This window comes from Psychrobacter sp. TB20-MNA-CIBAN-0197 (assembly GCF_040309765.1).
GTDB lineage: Bacteria > Pseudomonadota > Gammaproteobacteria > Pseudomonadales > Moraxellaceae > Psychrobacter > Psychrobacter submarinus.
Genome location: NZ_JBEOPC010000021.1, coordinates 1 through 25,217, shown reverse-complemented (window position 1 = coordinate 25,217; position 25,217 = coordinate 1). Strand labels below are relative to the sequence as shown.

Below are 25,217 nucleotides of genomic sequence, written 5' to 3'. Positions count from 1 at the left end.
CATGATGTTTAATACAGACCATAAGTGGTTGGGTGGCGTTGTTTTATTGACGACGAGCGTTGGGCTGATGGCTTGTAGTCAGCCAGATGTCGATGCGGCTGATAAGCAAACGACGGCGAGCACACAAGTACCAGTAGAGACTATAAGCCCAGCGTCAAACACAAAGGCATCAGACCTACAGCCGTCATCCACCATTTTACAAAACGTCTCGGCCACCGTCTACAAAGATGCCAATTGTGGCTGCTGTAAAGAGTGGATCGGTCATGCCGAGAATCATGGTATGACGGCAAACGGGCAAGATGTCAGCGATTTGGCGGTATTTAAACAGCGCTACGGCGTGCCTGATAATATGCGCTCCTGTCATACTGCGGTGACGAGTGATGGCTATGTGTTTGAAGGTCATGTCCCGGCCAAATATGTGGCACAGTTCCTAAAAAATCCGCCAAGCGAGGCGATTGGCCTTGCCGTACCTGGCATGCCTATGGGCAGTCCAGGTATGGAGTATCAAAACAGATTTGATCCGTATCAAATCATGCAAATTAACAAAGACGGTAGCAGCACGGTTTATGCACAAGTTGAGTCGCCGCAGCAGCAACTATAGTTTGAAGCGTTTTTAGAGATTTTAGTATTTATTAATTCCTTATTACGAGTCATATTATGAATAATAAAAATACGCTCAACCGCCGTAGCTTTTTGACGGGATCGTCCGCCTTGGTAGGGGCGTCTATGCTATCAAGCCTGCCAACGATGGCAAATAGTGCGCTTGTGGGCTCGCAAAGCAAGGCGATCATTAATAGCGATAGACCTGATCATAAAGTGCCTATCTTGTCGGGTGATGAGTTCGATCTGTATATCAGCAAAAAGCCTGTTATCGTCAATGGTAAGTCGAGTATAGCGACGCTGATTAATGATTCCTTGCCGGCGCCAACGCTGAAGATGCAAGAGGGCGATACGGTCATCATCCGCGTGCACAATCAGATGAATGAGCTGACTTCTATTCATTGGCATGGTCTGCTCGTACCTTTTGAGATGGACGGTGTGCCGGGTATCAGCTTCGATGGTATACCCGCCAATAGCACTTTTACTTATAAATTCAAACTCAAACAATCAGGGACTTATTGGTATCACTCGCATACAGGCTTTCAGGAGCAAACGGGTATGCGCGGCGCGATCGTCATCGAGCCAAAAGCGGCGGAGCGCTATCCGGTGGCAGAAGATCATGTTATTTTGCTCAGTGATTGGACGCACCGTGATCCGCATACGTTACTCAAACTACTCAAACAGCGCGCTGACTTTGATAATTATCATCTACCCGATTTTAAAAAGCTGTTATCCGATATCGCTGCCACCGATATAGAGGCCGCTTTTGATAAGCGCAAAATGTGGAATCAGATGCGTATGATGCCGACTGATTTTAGTGATTTATCGGGGGAAACGACTTTTACTTATCTTATCAATGGTAAAACCACTGCCGCTAATTGGGTGCAGCTGGTCAAAGCATGGCAGCCGGTCAAACTACGCTTTATCAATGCTTCTGCGCAGACGATATTTGATGTGCGCATACCGGGTCTTAAGATAAAAGTCGTTGGTACTGATGGTAATGATGTTGCACCTGTCGAGGTCGATGATTTTCGCATTGGCGTCGCTGAGACTTATGATGTCATCGTCACGCCAACTAAAGACGCCCATATTATCTTTGCGCAAAACATCGATCGTACCGATTATGTGACCGCAACCTTAGCCACTCGCAAAGGCGCGCGCGCTGCCACGCCTCAGATGGATGGCATCGAGTGGCTCACCATGGCCGATATGATGGGGGCTATGGGCGACAAGGGTTATGACGCACACCATGCCAAGACCGAGTATGACTTTAAGACCGATATGCGCGTCGATAGTCCGCGCATGAATCTCGATGATCCTGGGATTAATCTGCGTAACATCGATAGAGAGGTGCTGACGTATAGCCAGCTGCGTTCTGTTGGCAACGAGATCATGAGCGAACAGCGCAAACCGAATCGCGAGGTTGAAATTCATCTAACGGGTAATATGGAGCGCTATATATGGGCGCTCGATGGCATTATGTTTAAGGATGCGCCGCCTGTCAATATCAAACCGGGCGAGCGCGTGCGTATTACCTTAGTCAATGACACCATGATGAGCCACCCGATGCATCTGCACGGTATGTGGAGTGATTTGCGTGCGCCTAATGGCGACTTTCAAGTACGCAAGCATACTATCTTAGTACATCCTGCGCAAAAGGTGAGTTTTGATGTGACGGGCGAGGCAGGACGCTGGGCTTGGCATTGCCATCTGCTTTATCACATGGAAACCGGCATGTTTAGAGAAGTTGCTGTCGTTTAATGAATTGTGGAATGTGAGTTTATTATGAAAACAATTAAAAAAAGTCTGCTATTCATTGGCTTATCATCATTCGCATTGCTAGCGTCACCCTTAGTAGCAGCCGAAATGGACATGTCAAGCATGGATCACAGCAGTATGGACGTGTCGAATATGGACCATAGCAGTATGGATATGTCAGGCATGGATCATAGCAGCATGAACATGTCAGGTATGGATCATAGCAGCATGAACATGTCAGGTATGGATCATAGCAGCATGAACATGTCAGGTATGGATCATGGTGATATGGATATGTCGGGTATGCAAGGCGGCGAGCCGCCTGCTGATGCGCGTAGCCCTGATTATTCAAACGGCGTGGGCTATGGCGAGTATGGTAAGCCTGTGATGATGGGTAGTTTGCCTACTTGGGGCATATCGGTAGATGATTTAGGCTATCAGTTCGAAGACGATCAAATTAACTTTGAGATAGAGGGTTGGTATGGTGATGATAGTAGGCGTCTCCGATTACGTACTGAAGGTCACGCCGCGACTAAAGATGACAAAGAAATCGATAGTCTAAGCTCGCTTGCTTATTGGCAGCCGCTCGGTACCTTTTGGAATGGTGAAGCCGGCGCCGCTTATAATACCGAAAACGACAAAGCGGCATTAATGGCGGGTATCGTCGGCACAGCGCCTTACTTTATTGAGACGGATGCTAGAGCCTATGTCTATACTGATGGTCAAGTCCAGCTCGATCTTGGTGCAGAATATGAGTGGCGCTTAGACCAGCATTGGGTGGTAATCCCAGAAGCTGGGTTAAAGGTATTTAGCAAGGGTGATACTGACAATAACATTACCAAAGGCTTTAATGAGTTAGAAACTGAAGTTCGGCTCACTTATGAAATGCTCAGTCGTCAGCTCTCTCCGTATGCAGGCTTTAGCTACGAGACAGCATTATCAGATGCAAGAGACTTACGTCGCCAAAACAACGAAGATGTTGATACCAGTAGCGTCACCGCAGGGGTAAAATTTTGGTTCTAGGTTCCTAGTTCTAAATGCACAAATATCTCATTATTTAGAGTGCTGAGATTAACGTTAGTATGAACCTTGATACTATTACTAACGTGTTAACGACTAAACAAGCACCTTTTAGAAGGTGCTTTTTTGTTAAGTTATTATTTAGCAAAATTTAATAAGTATATTAATGGTTTGATTAAGCAACTATAGATCAATTTTAAATTGGCTTAACCATATAACTATAAAAAAGGAGTAATCGCATGAACAACGATATGAACCATAAGCAAAAAATGAATCCTTATGTCAAATTTGGTCTGATGATTCTGACCTCGACCATCGTCATGTATATCATGATGTATTTTAATACCTATAAATGGGATCATGTGTACTTTAGTGAGACGCGTGCTTATATGGCGCTATATATGGGCGCGATGATGGCGGTCATCATGCTCGCCTTTATGGGTAATATGTACAAAAAAACCAAAGTCAATTTGATGATTTATGGTCTTGGTATCGTGCTATTTGCCTTTGGCTTATGGGGCGTACGCTCACAGCAAACCGTCGATCAGGTGGATTGGATGCAGGCGATGATACCGCACCATTCTATCGCTATTTTGACCAGTGAACGCGCCGATATCGATGACCCACGTGTTCGTCAATTGGCAGATGACATCATCAAAGCGCAAAAGCGCGAAATCGGTGAGATGCAAGCATTAATCGAAGAGCTTGAATAAAGAGTAATGGTGCTAATACGTACCGTTGTTTACTGTGTTTAAGGAGCAGCGTCATGTCTCATAATATGGACAAAAAACTGAGTGAAGCTGGCAAGTTTGACAAAGTACCAAAAGATTACCATGGTACGGTTTACACTTGCCCTATGCATCCTGAAGTTAGAGACATTGAGGATAATGGCTGTCCGTTATGTGGCATGGCGCTCAAACCTGAAAGCGAAGTCACTGAGGCTAATAGCCATGACAATAATCATGCGCCCTATAAGCCCCATGAGAATAATCATGGAGCGGATGCGGATAGCAATGACATAAAATCTGTAAAGGGCAGCAAGTACGATAAAGTTCCCGAAAACTATAACGGTACGATTTATATTTGTCCGATGCATCCTGAGGTCAGAGATGTCGAAAAAAGCGATTGCCCGATATGTGGTATGTTCTTGCAACCTGAAGACCAAGTTGCTAAAGAAGCTACCAACTCAGACGCTAATGAGCACGACCATGCGCACTGTCACGGCGCAGGTGCTGACGGTGGTGAAGTAAAATCCGTTAAAGGCGGCAGGTACGACAAAGTACCAAAAGATTACCATGGTACGGTTTACACTTGCCCTATGCATCCAGAAGTTAGAGACGTCAGAAACAGCGGCTGTCCGATATGCGGTATGGGGCTTGAGCCTGAGACCATTACAGCGGGCGAAGAAGAAGATACCGAAGAGCTTGATAATATGACGCGTCGCTTTTGGATTTGTACTGTGCTGACCTTACCGCTACTTATTTATGCTATGGGTGAGATGGTCGGCCTTAACTTTGAGCAGATCGGGCCGCTGGATCTTTCAGGGCAAATGGGTCAAATCATTCAGTTAGTGCTCGCCACGCCTGTCGTGGTTTGGGGCGCGGCTCCTTTCTTTGTGCGCGGTTGGCAGTCGATTCAAAGCCGCAACCTTAATATGTTTACCCTAATCTCGTTAGGGGTCGGCGCAGCTTTTGGGTTTAGTATTGTCGCAACCTTCTTCCCAGGCATCTTCCCAGATAGCTTTCGAGGGGCATCCGGTCAAGTTGGCGTTTATTATGAAGCGGCCGCAGTCATTACGACTTTGGTTCTGCTCGGTCAAGTGTTAGAGCTCAAAGCCAGAAGTCAAACCTCAGGCGCGATTCGTGCCCTGCTTGAGCTGGCACCGCCGACGGCTAGACGAGTTAACGACAAAGGGGAAGAGGTGGAGGTTTCACTAGATGAAGTGGTCGCGGGTGATCACTTACGCGTCAGACCCGGCGAGAAGCTTCCTGTCGACGGTATGGTCGTTGAGGGCAGTAGTAGTGTTGATGAATCTATGGTGACAGGCGAGCCCATCCCCGTGACCAAAGAGCAAGGCGACGACGTCACAGGCGGTACGGTAAATGGTACCGGTACGCTACTGGTTGAGGCGGTTAATGTCGGCGAGGACTCAGTACTGTCCAAAATCGTGCAAATGGTAAGCGATGCCCAGCGTAGTCGCGCGCCCATTCAGCGCTTAGTTGACCAAGTGGCAGGCTGGTTTGTGCCTATTGTTATTGTGATCTCTATTATTACCTTTATCGTTTGGGCCATATTCGGCCCTGAGCCTGCGATGGCCTACGCTATGGTAAACGCGATTGCAGTACTGATTATTGCTTGCCCTTGTGCCCTTGGTCTGGCCACTCCTATGTCTATTATGGTCGGGACAGGTAAAGGCGCACAAAACGGCGTATTGATCAAAAACGCTGAGGCGCTTGAGACTATGGAGAAAGTTGATACCATCGTGGTTGATAAGACCGGAACCCTGACCGAAGGACAACCTGCGCTGACGGCCATTGATGCGCTATCAGGTCAAGATGAAGATGAGTTTTTGGCATTAGTGGCCGCAGTAGAAAGCGCTAGTGAGCACCCTTTAGCAGAAGCGATTGTGAGAGCTGCACAAGATAAATCCTTGACTATCCCTAAAGCTCAAAATTTTAATTCAACCACCGGTGAGGGCGTAGAAGCTATCGTCAATGGTAAAGCCGTGGCTATCGGTAACTCAAAGCTCATGGAGAGCTTAAATAGCTATGATCAAGATTTATCAGACAAGGCTGACGTGCGCAGAAAAGAGGGCGAAACGGTAATGTTTGTCGCGATAGACGGCAAGGCCGCTGGTGTCATCTCCGTAGCTGATCCTATCAAGCCCAGCACCAAGAACGCTATAGGACTGCTACACGATGCAGGACTAAAAGTCATTATACTAACGGGTGATAACCAAAAAACCGCGCAAGCCGTCGCCAATAAATTAGGCATCGATGACGTGCATGCGGATGTCTCACCTGAAGATAAAAATCGTATCGCTAAAGAGATGCAAGATAGCGGTAAATTGGTTGCGATGGCAGGCGATGGTATCAATGATGCGCCAGCTTTAGCACAAGCCGATGTCGGCATTGCAATGGGTACGGGGACTGACGTGGCGATGGAGAGCGCTGGGGTGACGCTACTCAAAGGCGACTTAATGGGGATTGCTAAAGCCCATAAGCTGAGCCGCTCGACCATGCGCAATATTAGACAAAACCTATTTTTTGCCTTTATTTACAACGCTATTGGCGTACCGATTGCCGCAGGCGTACTTTACCCTGCGTTTGGACTACTGCTTAGTCCTATGATAGCAGCGGCGGCAATGAGTCTGTCTTCGGTATCAGTGATTGCCAACGCGCTCAGACTGCGTACTTTGGATTTGTCAAAGTAGATAGTAAGATTTAAGTACCGAGCGCTAAGTAAGCCCTATACCATGAATCTTTTGGTCAAAATACATAGATGTAACAAACTACAAGCGGCGGCACTAGTACAGCGGGTAAGCTGGTATTATTGCCTTTTGCTTTAGCGTTTGATGTGGTGTCTTTGCCAGCGCAAATTTTAGATAGTCTATAAACTGTCAGCTTTTAAAGCAATTATCCTTTTTATATAAAAAACCTTAAGCGTATTTAGCCCTTGAGGTTTTGTTTTATCGGTGAGAGCGTTTATTGGTTTTTAGCAGAAGTTATTTTTAATAACGCGCGTCTTTGAGTTTTTTAGCAGTCGGCCAGTCATTAAAAAAAATACTTACTGTCTAAACGAGAGCCTATTAACTCAAAATCAGGCTATCATCATCAATCTTTTCACCGCGGGTGCGCTCAAACATATCAAGTAAATCATGTACTGTCATGCCTTGACGCTTTTCGCCTGCCACATCTAATACCACTTGACCTTGATGCAGCATGACGGTGCGCGTACCGTGGGCGAGGGCTTGCTGCATAGAATGGGTGACCATCATGGTTGTCAAATTATTATCGGTGACAATTTTATCGGTCAGCTCTAAGACGAAAGCGGCCGTTTTTGGATCGAGCGCTGCGGTATGCTCATCGAGTAATAGGATTTTGGAGGGCTGCAGGGAAGCCATAAGCAAGCTGACCGCTTGACGTTGACCACCTGATAATAGTCCCATGCGATCGGTAAGTCGATTCTCAAGCCCTAATTTCAATACCGATAGCTTTTCGCGAAACAGCTCGCGGTTATTGTGATTTAAAGCGAAGCTCAAACCACGTTTGCCGCCGCGCTTATAAGCTAGGGCCATGTTCTCTTCGATAGTCAGCGCTTCACAAGTACCCGCCATCGGATCTTGAAACACACGTGCTACCCAGTGCGCGCGCTGATGGGCTGACTTTTTGGTGACATCGATACCGTTCAATAAAATCGAACCACTATCGACGCGCGTCGTACCACTAACTGCATTCAAAAAAGTCGATTTGCCCGCGCCATTAGTCCCGATGACTGTGACAAACTCGCCATCTGCGATATTGAGATTGATCCCGCGAAGAGCAGGGTTTTCGATAGGGGTGCCTGGGTTAAAAGTCAGGCGTAAATCATTGGCTTGCATCATAATCGTAAGTGCCTATATTGCTAGATTGCTAGGTTTATAGTCTGCTTGCTTTAAGCTCTGACTCTACGCGATAAAAACTTGGTTTTTGCCTTAGGCAGTACTAATGCTAGCACGACCAACAGTGCTGTAATCAAGTTCAAATCTTGCGGCCCAAAACCTATACTACGTAGCGTATCGCTCGACAAGGCCACTTGGATAAATAGCTTGTAGAGCACCGCGCCAATAATGACGGCTAAAGTAATAAGCCAAATACGCTTAGCAGGAATAATGGTCTCACCAATGATCACTGCCGCCAGACCGATGACAATGGTACCGATACCGATAGAGATATCCGCGCCGCCCTGCGTCTGAACAAAGAGCGCTCCGGCTAGTGCAATCAAACCATTAGAGATCGCCATACCGATAATGGTCATCCATGAGGTATTGATGCCTTGCGCTTGCGCCATACGCAGGTTAGAGCCGGTTGCACGCATCGATAGACCAGACTCAGTACTATAAAACCAGTCCAAAAACAGCTTGGCTAGCATCACCACAGCGCCGATAATCAAGCAGCGCATCCAAAAGCCATTATCGTTTGTGACCAGTGAGCTAAAGACAGTGGTCTCACCTAAGAGTGGCAGGTTGGGCGCGCCCATAATGCGCAGATTGACAGAATACAGCGCCACCATCACAAGGATACTGGCCAGTAGCTGCAAGATACCAAGCTTAACATGCAACCAAGCGGTGACTACGCCTGCAACTGAACCTGCGAGCATACCAAGGGCGCAAGCGAGCCAAGGGCTAACCCCAGCAACGATAGAGACCCCAGCAATCGCACCGCCTAGAGGAAAACTACCATCAGCGGTCAAGTCAGGAAAGTCTAAGGTTCGAAAGGATATTAAGACGCCTAGGGCGACAAGACCGTAGATTAGACCACTCTCAAGCGCACCAAAAAAAGCAATTAAAGACATAAGTAATCAGTAAGTCATAACCAAGTGCTACCTAACATTAGCAGCGACTAAGCGGTGGGTTAAACAGATTATGCAATCTGCGATTAGGGTGAACCAAAGCGTGTATTCGCTAAGAGATAACAAGCTTTTATTTTATAGCGTTATCAGTAGCAAAAAAAATAGAAAGTAGCAAAATAATAGCATCAAAAAACAAGCCCAGTCTATAAAGGGATAGCTGGGCTGTCTCTAAGCTTAGCGAGCAGCAAAATAAGCCTATTCTACCACTTCTTCTGCGTCATCGATAACCGCTTGCGGCAAAGTAATACCTTGCTCTTCAGCATGTTTTGGGCTGACATGTAGGTTTAAGTTTTGCGGGGTATAAACCGGAATAGCGCCTGGGTTTTCACCATTTAAAATATTGACAACGATTTTACCGGTTTCGCGGCCTAAGCTATAGTAATCAACGCCTAAGGCTGCGATAGCGCCGCGCTCAACGGAGCTCGTGTCCGAGGCAATAAGTGGGATCTTACTTTCTTTAGCGACTTGATAAAGCGCTTCATAGGCTGAAACCACATTATTATCGGTTGAGGTGTAGATCATATCGACCTTACCTTCTAGGCTACGAGCTGCCATAGCAATATCATTACTACGAGCTGCAGGTGCTTCTAGGACATTAATGCCCATCGGTGAGAGCTTTTCTTTTAGGTTTTTGAGCGTAATGGTTGAGTTGACCTCACCTGGGCTATAGACGTAGCCGACATTTTTTAGGCTTGGGATAATTTGGCGCATCAGCTCGATTTGCGGCTCATAAGGGAGCGCATCAGAGCCGCCTGTAACGTTAGTACCAGAGCCATCAAGCGTAGTAACAAGCTTAGCCTCAACAGGATCGGTTACTGCTGAGAATACTAGCGGAATCGTGCTAGTCGCCGCCGCTACAGACTGCGCTGATGGTGTACCGATAGCGACAATGACGTCGGCTTCATCAGCAACGAACTGCTTGGCAATCTGGCCGGCAGTGGCGGTATTACCTTGCGCGCTTTGGAAGTTTAGCGTCAAGTTTTCACCGTCGTTAAAGCCTTGTTCGGCCAACTCATCAACCACGCCTTTACGTACATCATCTAGCGCTGGATGCTCAACGATAGCAGTAATAGCGACTGATTTCGTCTCTGTGGCCACTTCACCACCAGCGGCACCATCGATAGTGTCAGGGTCATCGTTTGGCGATTGATTACAGCCGGTCAAAATAGCGGTACAAACGCCGCCTAGCATTAAAGCTTTGGTAAAGTTAAAACGGCTAGCTCGTTTCTGATACAACATAGGTCTTACTCCTAAAGATAAAAATGTGTCCATACAACCAGTAAAGGAAGATAGGGTCATAATCAGTAGTTATTAGCAAATCCTTTGCTAATTCCTATACTCATTTTAATAATGCTTCAATTAATCTTTTATCGCCAACGTCCTAGGCTTACTGGTCATCGACGTTGATAGCGCCTTTTAGTACTTCGTCAGATAAAGTCACGCCTTGCGCTTGTGCATGTTTAGGACTGACATATAAAGTCAGATCATTCATCACTTGAGGTTTAACTGTCGCGACCGCTTCATCGTTCAATACTCGGTAAACCATCTCACCTGTGACGCGGCCAAAGTCATAATCATTGACCCCAAGCGCGGCAGTGGCGCCGCGTCTAACGCTGAATTCATCAGAGGCGATGACTGGGATTTTGAGCTCGTTTGCTGCGCTTGCCATCGCCTCAAACGCTGAGACGACATTATTATCGAGCGAGGTATAGATGACATCGGCGCGACCATCTAGGCTACGAGTCGCCATCGCCACATCGGTTGGGCGATTAGCGGTTAGATCCAAGATTTCGAGCCCGCGCGCAGGAGCCGCTGCTTTGAGCTGATTGAGCACAGTGACTGAGTTGGCCTCACCAGGACTATAAACATAGCCAATAGTTTTGGCATTAGGCGCAACTTTCTGAATGAGATCTAACTGTGGCTCAATAGGCAGCTGGCTCGATAAGCCCGTGACATTAGACTGCGCAGGGACACCGTTTTCATCGATAAGCTTGGCAGCTAATGGATCAGAGATAGCGGTATAAATGACAGGAACCTGAGTCGTGGAAGCGACAATAGACTGTGCAGAGGGCGTTGAGATAGCGACGATAGCGTCTGGCAGGTCACCGGCGAACTGTTTGGCAATCTGTCCGGCGGTGGCTAGATTACCTTGCGCGCTTTGAAAATTCACCGTTAGGTTTTCGCCTTCTACGTAGCCGTTATCTGCCAGCTCTTCTATAAGCCCGCGTCTGATCTCATCGAGTGATGGATGCTCGACGATTTGGGTAATAGCGAGAGTCTTGGCTGGTTTTTCGCTACCAGTAGCCGCATCATCAGTGGTGGTTTCAGTAGCCGAGTTTGAGCAACCTACTAAGCCAAATATACTGATGGCACTGAGAGCAGCTCCGCATAGGCTTAGGCGTAGAGGGGTAGCAATAGTCATTATCAAATTAACTCTTCGGTTGGAAAATGCAAGTCAGCTCGTCCACTTAACCAAGCGCCACTTTCGGCGCGCGCCTGCAGCTGACTGAGATAAAATAGAGGATTCATAAATATAATTGGTTATATTATGACAGTAATGTAACGATTCGCAATAAAAAATTAGCGGATAAGTTTTATAAGTTCAAAAAACCGCTAAAATTATCATTCGGCAAGTCAGATGTTTTAATGATTTTATCACTCAATACTATTGAGTTTTAAAATGTTCAAAAGATTTAGCGCTAAGGTTGAATCCTAAGTCTAAAAAGGTGCCAAGCTAGGCACCTTTTTAGACTTAGGGTTTATAAGACTCAATGTATATGAGCTTGTAAATATAAAACTAAGCAAGCAAATCACCAACCACACAAGCATCAGGCAAAGTCACGACCGTGAGCTGAGTCTTAGGATTGCCAGTAGAGAGCACCATTCCTTCTGAGGTGCCAAACTTCATCTTACGCGGCGCAAGATTCGTCACGCATATCACCTTTTTACCGATCAACTGCTCAGGCTCATAAAACTTACGAATACCGCTAAACACATTGCGCGGCTTGTCTTCGCCGACATCGAGCGTAAACTGCAAAAGCTTGTCTGCGCCTTCGACGTGGCTGCATTCTAAAACGTGCGCGACTTTCATCTCAACTTTGCTAAAATCCTCGATACCGATATAGTCGGCTTGCTCAGCGCTGTTGTCCTCTTTATCAGTTGCAGCTGGTTCCTCTTTTGATTCGCCCAATGACGCTTTTGAGGCTTCAATCATCGCAGTGACATCTTTTTCTTCGATACGCTGCATCAGCGGCTTGAACTTATTAATCTGATGACCGAGCAGCCACTCGTTACGGCTATGAAAGCTCAAATCATCGATATTCAAAAACGCTTTGGCATTATGGGTTAGCTCAGGCAATACCGGAGCCAGATACACCATCAATTGACGGAAGATATTAATCGCTACTGAACAGACGTCTTGTACTTCTTGCTCAGTGCCCTCCTGCTTGGCAAGCGCCCAAGGCTTTTTCTCGTCGATGTACTCGTTGGCTTTATCCGCGCACTGCATGATCAGACGCATAGCACGGCTAAACTCGCGGTTCTCGTAAGCGGTGGCGATCTCATCACCAGTCTTAGTGATGTCTTCTAGTAGTTTAGGCTCCGCGCAAACCTCAGTGAGCATGCCATCATATTTTTTGACAATAAATCCGGCGCTACGGCTGGCGATATTGACCACTTTGCCGACTAAGTCAGAGTTGACCTTTTGCATAAAGTCTTCAAGATCTAGGTTAATATCTTCGACTTTATCTGATAGTTTACTGGCAAAATAATAGCGCAGGTACTCAGGGTGTAAGTGCTCTGCATAAGTCTCAGCCTTAATAAAAGTACCACGCGACTTACTCATCTTCTCGCCATTGACCATCAAGAAGCCATGAGCAAAGACGCCAGTGGGCGTGCGGAATTCGCTACCCGCAAGCATCGCCGGCCAAAATAGAGCATGGAAATAAACGATGTCTTTACCAATGAAATGATAAACTTCCGTTTTATGTTCATTCTCAGCCGCCCAGTAGCGATCAAATTCGAGCGCGTTGTCCGTGCCTGCGCGCTTATCACACAGGTTTTGAAAGCTTGCCATATAGCCGACAGGCGCATCCAGCCAGACATAAAAGTATTTATCCGGCTCGCCCTCAGGGGTGTCTGGTATCTTAAAGCCAAAGTAGGGCGCATCCCTCGAGATATCCCAGCTGGCAAGACCGGCATCGAACCATTCTTGTAGTTTATTGGCAACTGAAGGCTGTAGACGCTTGTCACTGCGTGTCCAATCTTGTAAGAACTGCTCGAACTCTGGTAAATCAAAAAAGTAATGCTTAGAGACTTTAAGTACTGGCGTGGCATCCGATAACGTTGAGCGCGGGTTTTTCAGCTCAGTGGCATCATAAGTGGTGCCGCAAACCTCGCAGTTGTCCCCGTACTGATCGGCCGATCCGCATTCAGGACATTCGCCTTTGACAAATCTATCGGCCAAAAACAGCTGCTTTTCAGGGTCAAATAATTGCTCGACGTCACGGGTTGAGATGTGACCGGCGCTATTGAGCCGACGATAAATTAGCTCTGAGTAGTGCTTATTTTCAGCGGAGTGAGTGCTGTGATAATTATCGAACTCAATCAAAAACTTAGCAAAATCAGCTTCGTGCGAGGCTTTGACCGAAGCGATCTGCTCCTCTGGCGTGATGCCGTTATCTTCAGCCTTTAGCATAATAGCCGTACCATGAGCATCGTCAGCGCAAACATAAGTGACTTGATGGCCTTGTGCCTTCATTGCCCGCGCCCAAATGTCAGTTTGGATATATTCTACAAGATGGCCTAAATGAATATAGCCATTGGCGTAAGGTAGGGCACTAGTTACTAAAATTTCACGCACTTTTATCACCTTTGTTATCGATATAAATGGGTTGATTATCTCACGGCTCGACTTTTCAAGCTTTATCGTTATCGATCCTAATAATGAGATATTTCTAAATTAAAAATTTTGTCTATGATACCGTAAATCTATCATTTATGTGATAGTGCTTAGTAATTATCTAAACAACAGCGGTTCATCAATCGGGGCCAAAATCAGTACTGAATATCCCCGGTGAGCGAAGAACATCAGTAGTAGCAAGGTAATAACAATAGCAAAGGTACTAAACATAACCGCCTCTCCTTGGCATAAAAAATAATGAGTAAGATATACTCACTGCTAACTGAAATAATGATTTGATAAAGAGTAGCGTCAAAAAGCGAATAAAAGGCAGCGAGGGATGACTTAGTACTGCTGTCGGTATAAGTTGCTACAACTCATTATTACGGCTTTGAGTTTTTCTCTAGGCTCTATCAAAATATTATGGTAAGTTAGCATAATCTTTTTAAATAATATATAACGATATGATACGTATCTTTTTAGTGTAATACGCTTACCGTTTAATTTTTATCGTTAAGTCTATGTTTTTTAAAATAAAAAAATGCGTAAGTGATTATCGAAAATAAATGAAAAAAATAGCTTAAAGGAGATAAGCATGAGTCAATCAAAAGTGTACAACAGTGCAAAGAGCGCTCTACAAGATATCGTCAAGGATGGCCAAACCCTTGCTATAGGAGGCTTTGGGCTCTGCGGTATACCTGAAGCGCTCATCGCAGCGCTACGGGATAGCGGCGTTAAGGACTTAACTTGTATCAGTAATAACGCTGGCGTCGATGACTTTGGCCTAGGGCTACTACTGCAAACGCGGCAAATTAAAAAAATGATCTCATCCTACGTTGGCGAAAATAAAGAATTTGAGCGTCAGTACTTAGCAGGCGAGCTTGAGGTTGAGCTCACTCCGCAAGGCACGCTCGCCGAAAAACTACGCGCAGGCGGGGCAGGTATTCCAGCGTTTTATACCGCAACAGGTGTCGGCACTTTAGTTAGCGAGGGTAAAGAGACACGAAATTTCGATGGTCGTACTTATGTGCTTGAGCATTCTTTAACTGCCGATGTGGCTCTTATCAAAGCGCAGAAAGCCGATAAAGCTGGCAACCTTATCTTTAATAAGACCGCTCGCAACTTCAACCCAGACTGCGCGATGGCGGGAAAAATCACCATCGTCGAAGTCGAAGAAATCGTCGAGACCGGCGCGCTTGATCCAGATGAAGTGCATCTGCCCGGTATTTTTGTGCAACGTATTGTATTGAATGCTAGCCCTGAAAAGCGCATCGAAAAAACCACGGTCAAAGAGGCTGGCAGCGCTTGAATACGCGATTTGGAGTAACTTTAGATCGTGGTAATAACTAGAGTGTTAATGAATGATAGTCGCTTAAAAAAGCAACTTTAAAAAGTAATCAAAAAAGGAGTACGACATGGCATGGACAAGAGAGCAGATGGCACAGCGCGCGGCAAAAGAGCTACAAGACGGCTATTATGTCAACTTAGGCATTGGTCTACCAACGCTAGTCGCTAACTATATTCCTGAAGGCGTAGACGTATGGCTACAATCAGAGAACGGCTTGCTGGGTATTGGTGAGTTCCCTACATTAGATGCCGTCGACGCCGATTTGATCAATGCTGGTAAGCAAACGGTTACCGCAGCTTCTGGCGCAAGCTATTTTGGTAGCTCAGAGTCATTTGCGATGATACGCGGCGGGCATGTCAATCTTGCCATACTAGGCGCGATGGAAGTCTCGGAACACGGCGATCTGGCCAACTGGATGATCCCCAAAAAGATGGTCAAAGGTATGGGCGGGGCGATGGATTTGGTCGCCGGCGTGCAGCGGGTGATTGTCCTGATGGAGCAAGTTAACAAACATGGCGATCCTAAAATACTAGCCGAGTGCCAGCTGCCTTTGACTGGTAAAGGCGTAGTCGATCGCATCATTACTGAGCTTGCGGTGTTGGACGTCACTGATAACGGCTTACAACTGGTTGAGCTGGCCGAGGGCGTCAGCTTTGCTGAGCTACAAGAAAAGACGCCAGTAGCCATTGCTCAATAGCTGTTTTTCAGTCGTTATAATGCGATAGCTAAAACCAACAGCTACTGCTCGATAAAAATCAAGAGCAGTATTTAGGGCGTGTTGAACATTCGATCTTGGCACTGACAGATAACATCTATTAATTGGAGCCAATACTATTCATACTATTGGCTCTTTTTTATGATTGCTAAGTGCATCGTTTAGGCTGCTCGGAGTAAAAGAATGGATAATGAAGCTTTTGCATTAAAGATAAGTAGTGCTATTGACCAACAACAATATGATAAAGCAGCCGATCAGGTTGAAGCGCTACGACCCATTGATATTGCGGATATACTGGCGCTCATCAACCCTAGTTCTGCTTGGCAGTTGCTTTAGCGCAAGCGCAGCGAGAGGATATTCGCAGGCTTGCCGCTTATGCCGAGCGTACCGCTGGGGCTTTGATTATCTCAATCAGCGATGCCTCAGGTGTGCTTATCTACCTATTTATTGCCTCGAGGTTTTTGGCTATCGGCTAAGACACGTCTTATTGATGTTATAATAACGACAAATACTGATAATAATGATAAAGGCAACTATGTTTAATTTTATTAAAAAAAAGACCAAACCTGAAACTCCAGAGCAGCAAGCGCAGCGTGATAGCGCGGTTGATAAGGTGTTGCTGAGCTATCACGTCGGTGATGCGAGCATTGCGACTATGGTCACCGGCCTTGAGCGTAATGATCATGAGCTCACTTTAGACTTGCGTTTGCCGCACAGTAGTGACCCTGAAGTGATTCAGCAGGAGCTTGGGCAACTGCTGCGTCCTCACGGTATTAAGGTTATTCATATGAATGTCCGCTTGCCTGCGCCTCCCAAAGCTTCGAGCGCAAGCCTGCCCAAATCGTCAGCGACCTCGATGCCAAAGACCACTAATGCTATGGCGGGCAGTACACCGTCACAGGCCGCTCGTAGCGATGCTGAACCCGCTATCACTAAGGCCGCTCCCACCCAAGCCTCTCTAGCCGCGCATCCGCGTATTCGTCACATTATTGTCGTGGCATCAGGTAAAGGCGGCGTCGGCAAATCAACAACGACGGTCAATATTGCCTTGGCATTACAGAAACTAGGTCACAAGGTTGGGGTGCTTGATGCCGATATTTATGGCCCTAGTATGCCAACGATGCTTGGGGTTGCCGATGTTAAGCCTGAGCTGGAAAACGATCAGTTCGTTCCGGTCGAGGCGCACGGTTTAGCGATGCTCTCTATCGGCAGCTTGCTCGATGGCGATAATACGCCAGTGGCTTGGCGTGGTCCCAAAGCGACAGGCGCGCTGATGCAACTGTATAATCAGACCAACTGGCCGCAGCTCGATTACCTAGTTATCGATATGCCGCCAGGTACCGGTGATATTCAGCTAACGCTTGCCCAGCGCATTCCGGTGACTGGCTCAGTAATTGTTACAACCCCGCAGCATGTCGCACTGCTCGATGCACAAAAAGGCATTGAGATGTTTAATAAGACCAACATTCCCGTACTGGGTGTGGTTGAAAATATGGCGCTACATACTTGCAGTAACTGCCAGCATACCGAAGCCATCTTTGGAACGGGCGGCGGTGAGATTATCGCTGAGCAGTATCAGGTGCCACTATTAGGACAACTACCACTCGCCAGTGGTATCCGCGCCCAAGTAGATAAAGGTGAGCCAAGCGTTTTGGCTGATGATGAATTTGCGACTTACTATTTGAGCATTGCCAAAAACATCGAAAAAAATATCAATAAATTTGCCAAACCTAGCGATGATAAGCGGATTTTTTGAAGGTCAAAAGTGTGATTGGGTAAGGCATTTATGCAAAGGCTCGCTTTTATAATGCCGCCACTTTTAAAGTGATGACGACCCTGTAAATTCAGTCATCAATTCCGTATAATCGTCGCTATTAAAAATTTGCTAAGGAATAAAAATGTCTATCAAATCTGACCGCTGGATCCGTGAAATGGCTGAAAATCAGCAGATGATTGAGCCTTTTGAAGCCGGTCAAGTGCGCTTCAATGACGCAGGTGAGCGTCTCATCAGCTACGGCACCTCAAGCTACGGTTACGATGTGCGCTGCGCTCCTGAATTTAAAGTATTCACCAACGTACATTCAGTCGTCGTCGACCCCAAAAACTTCGATGAAAAAAGCTTCATTGATATCGTTGGCGATGAGTGCATTATTCCACCAAACTCGTTTGCCTTAGCACGTACGATGGAATATTTCCGTATTCCGCGTGATGTGCTGACCATTTGTCTAGGCAAATCGACTTATGCGCGCTGCGGTATCATCGTCAATGTCACGCCGCTAGAGCCTGAGTGGGAAGGGCATGTAACGCTAGAGTTCAGTAATACCACCAATTTGCCAGCGCGTATTTATGCCGGAGAAGGCGTGGCGCAAATGCTGTTTTTCCAAAGCGATAGCGACGATGTCTGCGAGACCAGCTACAAGGATCGCGGCGGTAAATACCAAGGTCAACGCGGAGTGACCTTGCCTAGAACTTAGATTGATTAAACATATGCTAATAAAAAAGGAGCCTATCTATAAGGCTCCTTCTTTATGGTTTAATGCTTTATCTTGTGCAGACTATTTGAGTATCTTTAAGCCCGCTTTGTTATCGCGTTTAGGTCTAGTCGCAGCTTTTGGTTTATTCGCTACCGCGCTAGCCTCTTCTTCAGGCTCATAGTTATCGTACTCGTTAGGATCAAAAAACATCCCTTGCGAGTTTTCTTTAGCATAGATGCCAAGTACCGCTTGCAAGGGTACCCAAATCTCTTGCGACACACCGCCAAAACGCGCGCTGAAATGAATATAATCATTTTCCATACTCATATTACCGGTGGCACGACTGGCGATATTGAGGACGATACGACCATCTTGCACGTGCTCAGTTGGAATCTGTACGTTTTCTGCCGTGGCATCAACCATCAAGTAAGGGGTTAGTGCATTATCTTCTATCCACTGGTAGATAGCACGTACCATATAAGGGCGCGTTGGGGTAGTAGCGATAGGGGTATCACTCATTTTTTATTCCTCTACTGATATTTTACAAAATAATAGTAACAAGTATTCTCAAGTTATAAAAGTACGGCAAAAGGTTAGCGCACACTGGCCCGAAAGCTTTTACGTTCAAACAACCGCTCTTGATAGTCCAGCAATGGGCGACTGATATTGCGTGGTAGCTCAATTTGCATCTCTTCTAATCGCCATAACAGCGGTGCTAACAAGACATCGCACCAGCCAAACTCATCGGCCATAAAGTAAGGCTTATGAGCGAATAGGGGCGCTAAAGTAATCAGCGAGTCGGCTAGTTGCTTCTTAGCCAGCGCTGCTTGAGCTTTATTAAAGCTATCAGGGTGCATCAGCAGACGTTTACCCAAGACTAGCCAATCACGCTGAATGCGCCAAGCCAATTGTCGAAACTGCGCGCGCTCTTGCGGGGTCTCAGGGAGTAATTTATTGGCATGATAACGCTCTTCTAAATACTCAAAGATAACGTTGATCTCATATAACGCAGTCTCACGCTGCTGTAGTACTGGCAAAGTATGATAAGGGTTTAGTTCAGTTAAGTCTTCAGGGCGCTCAGAGTGCAAGCGCGATAGGTAATACTCTAGTTTTTTTTCTTCCAGTAATAAGCGCACGACATGGCTATCGTAGCCATCATCAGCATATAAGATCAGCTGACTACTGGGAATGTCATTCGCATCAATCATAGCAGCCTAATATTCATTATTAAGGCTGTCATCGTAAACAAACTCACCTTGTTAATCAAGACAGTAAGCGTAAATGCTAACCAATTCCACGCGGTTATCTATAATTTGTTAGCGTAGCCAGTTTGAGGGTTTCTCTGCTGTCCCAATGGTCTATGGCTATTAAACATTGTCTGCACATTTTTTTTGCACAAAAAAAGCACTACCGAGGTAATGCTTTTTTTAGTACAAATCAGTTAGCTTTAGCGCTTACTTATTTAACATCTTTCCAGAACTCTTTGTTGAGTAAGTAGACCGGAATGAGCAATACTAGTAGGAATAGGATGACAAAAGCACCGATGACACGGCGATCATGACGAACCGGCTCACCCATCCAAGCCATAAAGTTAACTAAGTCGCCGACTTCAGACTCAAACTCTTCTTGGCTCACGCTTTCTTGCAGGTTGTGCAAGACGTGAGGCATAGCCGCGTTAGCTAACACTAGGTTGTTCGCGCCCCAAGGACGGCTAGGATCTTCGTAAAAAGATAACAGGTAAGTGTAGACCCAATCATCACCGCGTAAACGGTTGACTAAAGATAGATCAGGAGGCGCCGCACCGAACCAAGACGCTTGTAGCTCAGGGTCAATCTCAGCATCGATATGATCACCGATTTGATCGGTGGTCACCATCAGATATTTCTCGACCAGCTCTGGCGGTATTTCAAGGTCTTTGGCGATACGTGAGTGACGAACATACTTCGCCGAGTGACACCCAGCACAGTAGTTCATAAACATTTTTGCGCCGTTTTGTAGCGAACCCTTGTTAGTGAAGTCAATAGGAGCGTCGCTACAAGCCAAATGCTCTTCCACACCTTCAGCGTTGGTGAATGTACCACATCCACCACCAGCTGCCATTGCGCTACCAGCCGTCAAGGTCAATGCCGCGCCTAAGCCTAGACCAGCTAGGGATTTGATTAGGGTTCTCATTAGTGACCTCCGGTAACGCGTTCTGGTGGCTGTTTACACGTCTCAATAGCAGTGTAAAACGGCATTAGTAAGAAGAATAAGAAATATAGAATCGTGAATACACGAGCCATAATAGTCGCAGTTGGCGTGGCAGGTGTCGCACCTAAATAGCCAAGTACGATAAAGCTAATAGCAAAGACAGTTAGTGCAATCTTAGACAAGATACCTTTGTAGCGTATTGAGCGTACAGGTGATCTGTCGAGCCACGGTATCAAGAATAGTACAGCGATGGCCGCACCCATGGCGATGACCCCGCCCAGCTTATTCGGCACCGCGCGCAAGATAGCGTAGAATGGCGTGTAGTACCATACTGGTGCAATGTGTGCTGGTGTTTTCAGTGAGTTCGCTGTCTCAAAGTTTGGTGGCTCAAGGAAATAACCGCCGCCCTCTGGGAAGAAGAACACCACTGCAAAGAACAAGATAAAGAATACTACGATACCAACCATGTCATGCACAGTGTAGTACGGATGGAATTCGATACCATCTAACGGTACACCATTCTTGTCTTTGAGCTTCTTAATATCGATACCATCAGGGTTGTTAGAACCAACGTGATGCAAAGCCACGATATGCATAAATACTAAACCAACTAAGACTAGCGGAATAGCTACAACGTGTAGCGCAAAGAAGCGATTCAGCGTAATACCTGAGATGATGTAATCACCACGTACCCACTCAGCAAGACCATCACCAATGACCGGCAACGCTGCTGGTAAGTTCAAGATAACCTGAGCACCCCAGAATGACATATTACCCCAAGGCAATAGATACCCGAAGAACCCTTCTGCCATCAAGGCAAGATAGATACCCATACCGATCAGCCATAGTAGCTCGCGTGGCTTTTGATATGAGCCATACAGCAAGGCTCTGAACATATGCAAATAGACCACTACGAAGAACGCTGATGCACCTGTCGAGTGCATATAACGGATGAGCCAGCCGCCTTTGACATCACGCATGATATATTCGACCGAGGCAAACGCGCCTTCAGCACTTGGGTTATACATCATGGTCAGCCAGATACCAGTTACCAATTGGTTAACCAATACCACCATCGACAACACACCAAAAAAATACCAAAAATTGAAGTTTTTTGGTGCATAGTATTTGGACATATGGTATTCGTAGGTTTCAGTCGCAGGAAAGCGCGCGTCCACCCAATGCATTAATTTTTTACCCATACTCATATTAAGCCTCCCCAACTGTCAAGATGGTACCATCCATACTATACTCTGGGACGGGTAAATTGGTTGGTGCCGGTACGCCGCTATAAACGCGACCCGCTAAGTCATATTTAGAACCATGGCAAGGGCAGAAAAATCCGCCGTACCAGTCATTACCACCTAAGTCAGCTGCGCCAACTTCAGGGCGATAGTTTGGGGCACAGCCCAAATGAGTACAAACGCCTTCAACCACTAATAGACCTGGCTCGATAGAACGAGTTTGGTTCTTGGCATATTCAGGTTGTAGCGATGCGCTTGAGTCGGGATCAGCGAGTAAAGACTCAACAGGCTCTAAAGTACTCACCATATCTTCAGTACGTTTGACGACATAGATAGGTTTGCCGCGATACTTGACGACAATCATTTGTCCTTCTTCAATAGAACCGATATCTTGAGTAACCGCAGCACCAGCAGCTTCAGCTTTGGCACTTGGCGTCCAAGAGCGAACAAAAGGGGTGGCTACCGCCGCTACTCCAGCTGCACCAATTACGGCAGTTGAAGCAATCAAAACTCTACGGCGTTGTACATTAACGCCTTCGGCTTGGCTCATTAATACTTCCTCCAGGTGAATGAAATGGGATTATCCCACACTGGGTTTGTGACTTAGAAATATAAAACATCTAGTATTGGTTCATACTATATTGACAATATAAAGAGACAAGCCACATCAGCTATGCCTAATTTTGCTAATTGTTACTATTCTAAGCTATTTTGGTTAAAAAATAAATTGGTACGCCAAAAATAACGCGACCTTTGCGGGCATTATTATTAGCTTTACACTGTTAAAAGTCTTAAGTCATTATCAGAATAATCAGCATTGAATTCGTATCGACTGAACGGTACGCGCCATTGGCATATTCAGTTAAATAGCATTTATAATCACTATTAAATATAATCACTATTAAATATAAGCACTATTAAAAGTATCTGTAATGACTAGTAAAGTCTCAAAGACTGCTCTCATCGTAAGGTAATCGATACCACCTTTTGAGTAATAAGATTACCTTATAAATGATAAGGATATTTATTTATAGGCGATGATACTTGAAATCAGCCCAATGTTCACTAACTTTCAGCACCTTTACGTAACCGATTTTGTTTAATCTCTCATGCAAGTCAATAGCAATGAGAGAGTGAGAAGATAAAAGACAGTAGGACAATACCTGACTTTTATCATTAATCACTCTCAAGTTCTTCCCAGCGCTCAAGCTTTGTCATCATTTCCTCCTCAATGACCGCTAAGCGCTCACTGGCGGCTGTCGCGGCATCAAAATCCTCGGTAAACCAAGAGCCATCAGCCAGCTTGTCTTGTAGCTTGGCTTGCTCTGTTTCTAGCTTAGTGATTTCTTTTGGTAGCGAATCAAGCTCGCGCTGCTCATTGAAGCTGAGCTTTTTTTGCGCTTTAACAGGTTTAGCGGGTGTTGCAGCTGGTTTTTGGTTGGCTTTAAAAGTATGAGGACGGCTCGGCGCTTTAGACGCTTGCGCGCGATTCTTTTGAATCAAGTATTCTTGATAGCCGCCCACATATTCATCGACCACGCCGTTACCGTCTTCATCGGTATCAAACACCCAAGTAGAGGTAACCACGTTATCCATAAACGAGCGATCATGGCTGATAAGTAGTATCGTGCCATTAAAGTTACTGACGGACTCTTCTAATAACTCAAGGGTCGCCATGTCCAAATCGTTGGTAGGCTCATCGAGCACTAATATATTGGCAGGCTTTAATAATTGCTTGGCAAGTAATACGCGGTTGCGCTCACCACCGGACAAGGCTTTGACAGGGGTGCGCGCTCGCTCCGGAGCAAATAAGAAGTCTTGCAAATAGCTCATGATATGGGTCTTTCGGCCGCCCACTTCGATGAAGTCTGAGCCTTCAGAGACGTTTTGGGCAACGCTAGCTTCTAGATCGAGCTGATCACGCAACTGATCGAAGAAAGCGATTTGCAGATTAGTCCCTAGCTCCACAGTACCGCTCTTGGTGACTTCATCGTCAGACATATCGAGTAGCGCTTTTATTAAGGTGGTTTTACCAGCGCCGTTAGGACCGATGATACCTATCTTGTCACCACGCATAATGGTGGTACTAAAGTTGTCGACGAGCACATTGCCATCGTATTCAAGATGAAGGTTTTTGACCTTACAAACGAGCTTACCGCTTTTTTCGCCTGCATCCATTGTGATGTTGACGTTACCGACTTGCTCACGGCGCTGGCTACGCTCTTCACGCAGGGCCTTTAGATCGCGCACGCGGCCTTCGTTACGTGTACGGCGGGCTTTGATTCCTTGGCGAATCCACACTTCTTCTTGCGCCAGTTTTTTATCAAAGTTGGCATTACTTTTTTCTTCAGCGAGCAGTTGTTGCTCTTTTAGCTCTTGATAGCGCGCGTAGCCTTTAGCGCCTTGAGTGACATCATAGCTGGTCAATAGACCACGATCTAATTCGACGATGCGCGTTGCCAGCTTATTGACAAAGGCTCTATCGTGAGTGACAAATAGCAGCGTCAGACCTTGCCAATCTAACAAGAAGCGCTCCAGCCACTCGATACTATCGACGTCCAAATGGTTGGTCGGCTCATCAAGCAATAATACGTCAGGCTTAGTGACTAAGGCTCTTGCCAACAGCACTCGGCGCTTACGACCACCCGATAGCGAGGATAAGTCATCATCCGCGTTAAGCCCCATAGTGGTAATCAGCCGCGTCGCTTCACGCTCTAAATCCCAGCCATGTACCGCGTCGATATCGTGCTGCAAAGTCGCCATGCGCTCGCAGGCATCCATATCGCCCTCAGCGCATAGATCGGTTTGCTGGTTATAGGCCATGAGCAGGTCAGCGGTTTGCCGACTGCCGCCCATGACGATGTCTAGTATACGCCCCGAAGTTTCAGGAACATCCTGCTCAAGCATAGCAACACGCACGCTGCTATTGATAATGACTTCGCCGCTATCAGGCTGCATAGAGCCGTTGATAAGCTTGAATAAAGTGGATTTACCTTCGCCATTACGACCGATCAGACAGACGCGTTCGCCAGCCTCAATGCTAAAGTCGACACCATCAAGGATAGGTGCTACGCCAAAAGCGAGGTGGATGTTTTTTAGATGTATCAGTGCCATAGAATGTCTTAAGCTTATATATAAGAGAGTGGAATAGATGATAAAATAGCGAGTTGCCCATTATTAATCATAAATTGATAATAAATTATAGAGACTAGCAAATAGTCAGCAGTATAACATGAGCCTAGAGGACTTTAGGATGCGTCATGCTTTTTTATCGCTGTGACTTAGGGCGTGTTGAACATTCACAAATGCGCACTGCTGATCGCTACTAGTTAATCAAAGCTGTGTTCTAGTCGTCGTT

The 25,217-nt window shown here is 46.2% G+C and carries 22 protein-coding genes; 11 read left to right on the top strand and 11 right to left on the bottom strand.

Annotated features, from left to right (window positions below; translation table 11 throughout):
- The first annotated feature begins 4 nt into the window (after positions 1 to 4).
- The 5 genes from AAEY83_RS08190 to AAEY83_RS08170 all read left to right on the top strand — a co-directional run bounded on the left by AAEY83_RS08190 (position 5) and on the right by AAEY83_RS08170 (position 6,811).
- A complete protein-coding gene (locus AAEY83_RS08190; RefSeq protein WP_413771585.1) occupies positions 5 to 601 on the top strand; it encodes a DUF411 domain-containing protein in 597 nt (198 codons plus the stop codon).
- A gap of 56 nt (positions 602 to 657) precedes the next feature.
- A complete protein-coding gene (locus AAEY83_RS08185) occupies positions 658 to 2,361 on the top strand; it encodes a copper resistance system multicopper oxidase (RefSeq protein WP_025647269.1) in 1,704 nt (567 codons plus the stop codon).
- A gap of 105 nt (positions 2,362 to 2,466) precedes the next feature.
- Positions 2,467 to 3,381: a copper resistance protein B gene (locus AAEY83_RS08180; RefSeq protein WP_351058857.1), complete on the top strand. Its 915-nt coding sequence runs from the start codon at positions 2,467 to 2,469 to the stop codon at positions 3,379 to 3,381.
- A 236-nt stretch (positions 3,382 to 3,617) separates the two neighbouring features.
- Positions 3,618 to 4,091 carry a DUF305 domain-containing protein gene (locus tag AAEY83_RS08175; RefSeq protein ID WP_025647267.1) on the top strand — a complete coding sequence of 158 codons (474 nt, stop codon included), beginning with the start codon at positions 3,618 to 3,620 and terminating at the stop codon, positions 4,089 to 4,091.
- Positions 4,092 to 4,144: 53 nt separating this feature from the next.
- Positions 4,145 to 6,811, top strand: a complete 2,667-nt coding sequence (locus AAEY83_RS08170; RefSeq protein WP_025647266.1) for a copper-transporting P-type ATPase — start codon at positions 4,145 to 4,147, stop codon at positions 6,809 to 6,811.
- 375 nt (positions 6,812 to 7,186) lie between these two features.
- Here the strand turns inward: AAEY83_RS08170 and AAEY83_RS08165 are convergent, their stop codons facing one another.
- From AAEY83_RS08165 to metG, 5 genes are all read right to left on the bottom strand, one after another.
- Complete coding sequence (locus tag AAEY83_RS08165) at positions 7,187 to 7,981, bottom strand: ABC transporter ATP-binding protein (protein WP_025647265.1); 795 nt, start codon at positions 7,979 to 7,981, stop codon at positions 7,187 to 7,189.
- Positions 7,982 to 8,031: 50 nt separating this feature from the next.
- Positions 8,032 to 8,931, bottom strand: a complete 900-nt coding sequence (locus AAEY83_RS08160) for an ABC transporter permease (protein WP_025647264.1) — start codon at positions 8,929 to 8,931, stop codon at positions 8,032 to 8,034.
- 252 nt (positions 8,932 to 9,183) lie between these two features.
- Positions 9,184 to 10,227: an ABC transporter substrate-binding protein gene (locus tag AAEY83_RS08155; RefSeq protein ID WP_025647263.1), complete on the bottom strand. Its 1,044-nt coding sequence runs from the start codon at positions 10,225 to 10,227 to the stop codon at positions 9,184 to 9,186.
- A 148-nt stretch (positions 10,228 to 10,375) separates the two neighbouring features.
- Positions 10,376 to 11,410, bottom strand: a complete 1,035-nt coding sequence (locus AAEY83_RS08150; RefSeq protein ID WP_025647262.1) for an ABC transporter substrate-binding protein — start codon at positions 11,408 to 11,410, stop codon at positions 10,376 to 10,378.
- 375 nt (positions 11,411 to 11,785) lie between these two features.
- A complete protein-coding gene (gene metG, locus AAEY83_RS08145) occupies positions 11,786 to 13,849 on the bottom strand; it encodes a methionine--tRNA ligase (RefSeq protein WP_198013337.1) in 2,064 nt (687 codons plus the stop codon).
- 634 nt (positions 13,850 to 14,483) lie between these two features.
- Between metG and AAEY83_RS08140 the strand changes: the two genes are divergently transcribed.
- From AAEY83_RS08140 to dcd, 6 genes are all read left to right on the top strand, one after another.
- A complete protein-coding gene (locus AAEY83_RS08140) occupies positions 14,484 to 15,197 on the top strand; it encodes a CoA transferase subunit A (RefSeq protein ID WP_025647260.1) in 714 nt (237 codons plus the stop codon).
- Between the two features lie 106 nt (positions 15,198 to 15,303).
- Positions 15,304 to 15,933: a CoA transferase subunit B gene (locus tag AAEY83_RS08135; RefSeq protein ID WP_025647259.1), complete on the top strand. Its 630-nt coding sequence runs from the start codon at positions 15,304 to 15,306 to the stop codon at positions 15,931 to 15,933.
- 201 nt (positions 15,934 to 16,134) lie between these two features.
- Positions 16,135 to 16,287: a hypothetical protein gene (locus AAEY83_RS08130; protein WP_156924005.1), complete on the top strand. Its 153-nt coding sequence runs from the start codon at positions 16,135 to 16,137 to the stop codon at positions 16,285 to 16,287.
- The gene (locus AAEY83_RS08125; protein WP_156924004.1) at positions 16,272 to 16,427 is read left to right on the top strand and encodes a hypothetical protein; all 156 of its coding nucleotides are present in this window, start codon (positions 16,272 to 16,274) and stop codon (positions 16,425 to 16,427) included. Before AAEY83_RS08130 ends, AAEY83_RS08125 begins: the two co-directional genes overlap by 16 nt.
- A gap of 59 nt (positions 16,428 to 16,486) precedes the next feature.
- Entirely contained in the window at positions 16,487 to 17,707 is a 1,221-nt protein-coding gene (gene apbC / locus AAEY83_RS08120; RefSeq protein WP_025647258.1) for an iron-sulfur cluster carrier protein ApbC, read from the top strand.
- A gap of 142 nt (positions 17,708 to 17,849) precedes the next feature.
- Positions 17,850 to 18,425 (top strand): dCTP deaminase, encoded by a 576-nt coding sequence (dcd, locus tag AAEY83_RS08115; protein WP_025647257.1) that lies wholly within the window; start codon positions 17,850 to 17,852, stop codon positions 18,423 to 18,425.
- An 81-nt stretch (positions 18,426 to 18,506) separates the two neighbouring features.
- On the opposite strand, the gene AAEY83_RS08110 is transcribed toward dcd, so the two are convergent.
- From AAEY83_RS08110 to AAEY83_RS08085, 6 genes are all read right to left on the bottom strand, one after another.
- The gene (locus AAEY83_RS08110; RefSeq protein WP_025647256.1) at positions 18,507 to 18,944 is read right to left on the bottom strand and encodes a ClpXP protease specificity-enhancing factor; all 438 of its coding nucleotides are present in this window, start codon (positions 18,942 to 18,944) and stop codon (positions 18,507 to 18,509) included.
- Between the two features lie 74 nt (positions 18,945 to 19,018).
- The gene (locus AAEY83_RS08105) at positions 19,019 to 19,633 is read right to left on the bottom strand and encodes a glutathione S-transferase N-terminal domain-containing protein (RefSeq protein ID WP_025647255.1); all 615 of its coding nucleotides are present in this window, start codon (positions 19,631 to 19,633) and stop codon (positions 19,019 to 19,021) included.
- 250 nt (positions 19,634 to 19,883) lie between these two features.
- A complete protein-coding gene (locus AAEY83_RS08100; RefSeq protein WP_025647254.1) occupies positions 19,884 to 20,597 on the bottom strand; it encodes a cytochrome c1 in 714 nt (237 codons plus the stop codon).
- Complete coding sequence (locus tag AAEY83_RS08095; RefSeq protein ID WP_198013338.1) at positions 20,597 to 21,802, bottom strand: cytochrome b; 1,206 nt, start codon at positions 21,800 to 21,802, stop codon at positions 20,597 to 20,599. Before AAEY83_RS08095 ends, AAEY83_RS08100 begins: the two co-directional genes overlap by 1 nt.
- A 22-nt stretch (positions 21,803 to 21,824) precedes the next feature.
- Positions 21,825 to 22,409: a ubiquinol-cytochrome c reductase iron-sulfur subunit gene (gene petA / locus AAEY83_RS08090; protein ID WP_025647252.1), complete on the bottom strand. Its 585-nt coding sequence runs from the start codon at positions 22,407 to 22,409 to the stop codon at positions 21,825 to 21,827.
- Positions 22,410 to 23,035: 626 nt separating this feature from the next.
- Positions 23,036 to 24,973, bottom strand: coding sequence for an ATP-binding cassette domain-containing protein (locus tag AAEY83_RS08085; protein ID WP_025647251.1), 1,938 nt, complete (start codon positions 24,971 to 24,973; stop codon positions 23,036 to 23,038).
- Between the last annotated feature and the right edge of the window lie 244 nt (positions 24,974 to 25,217).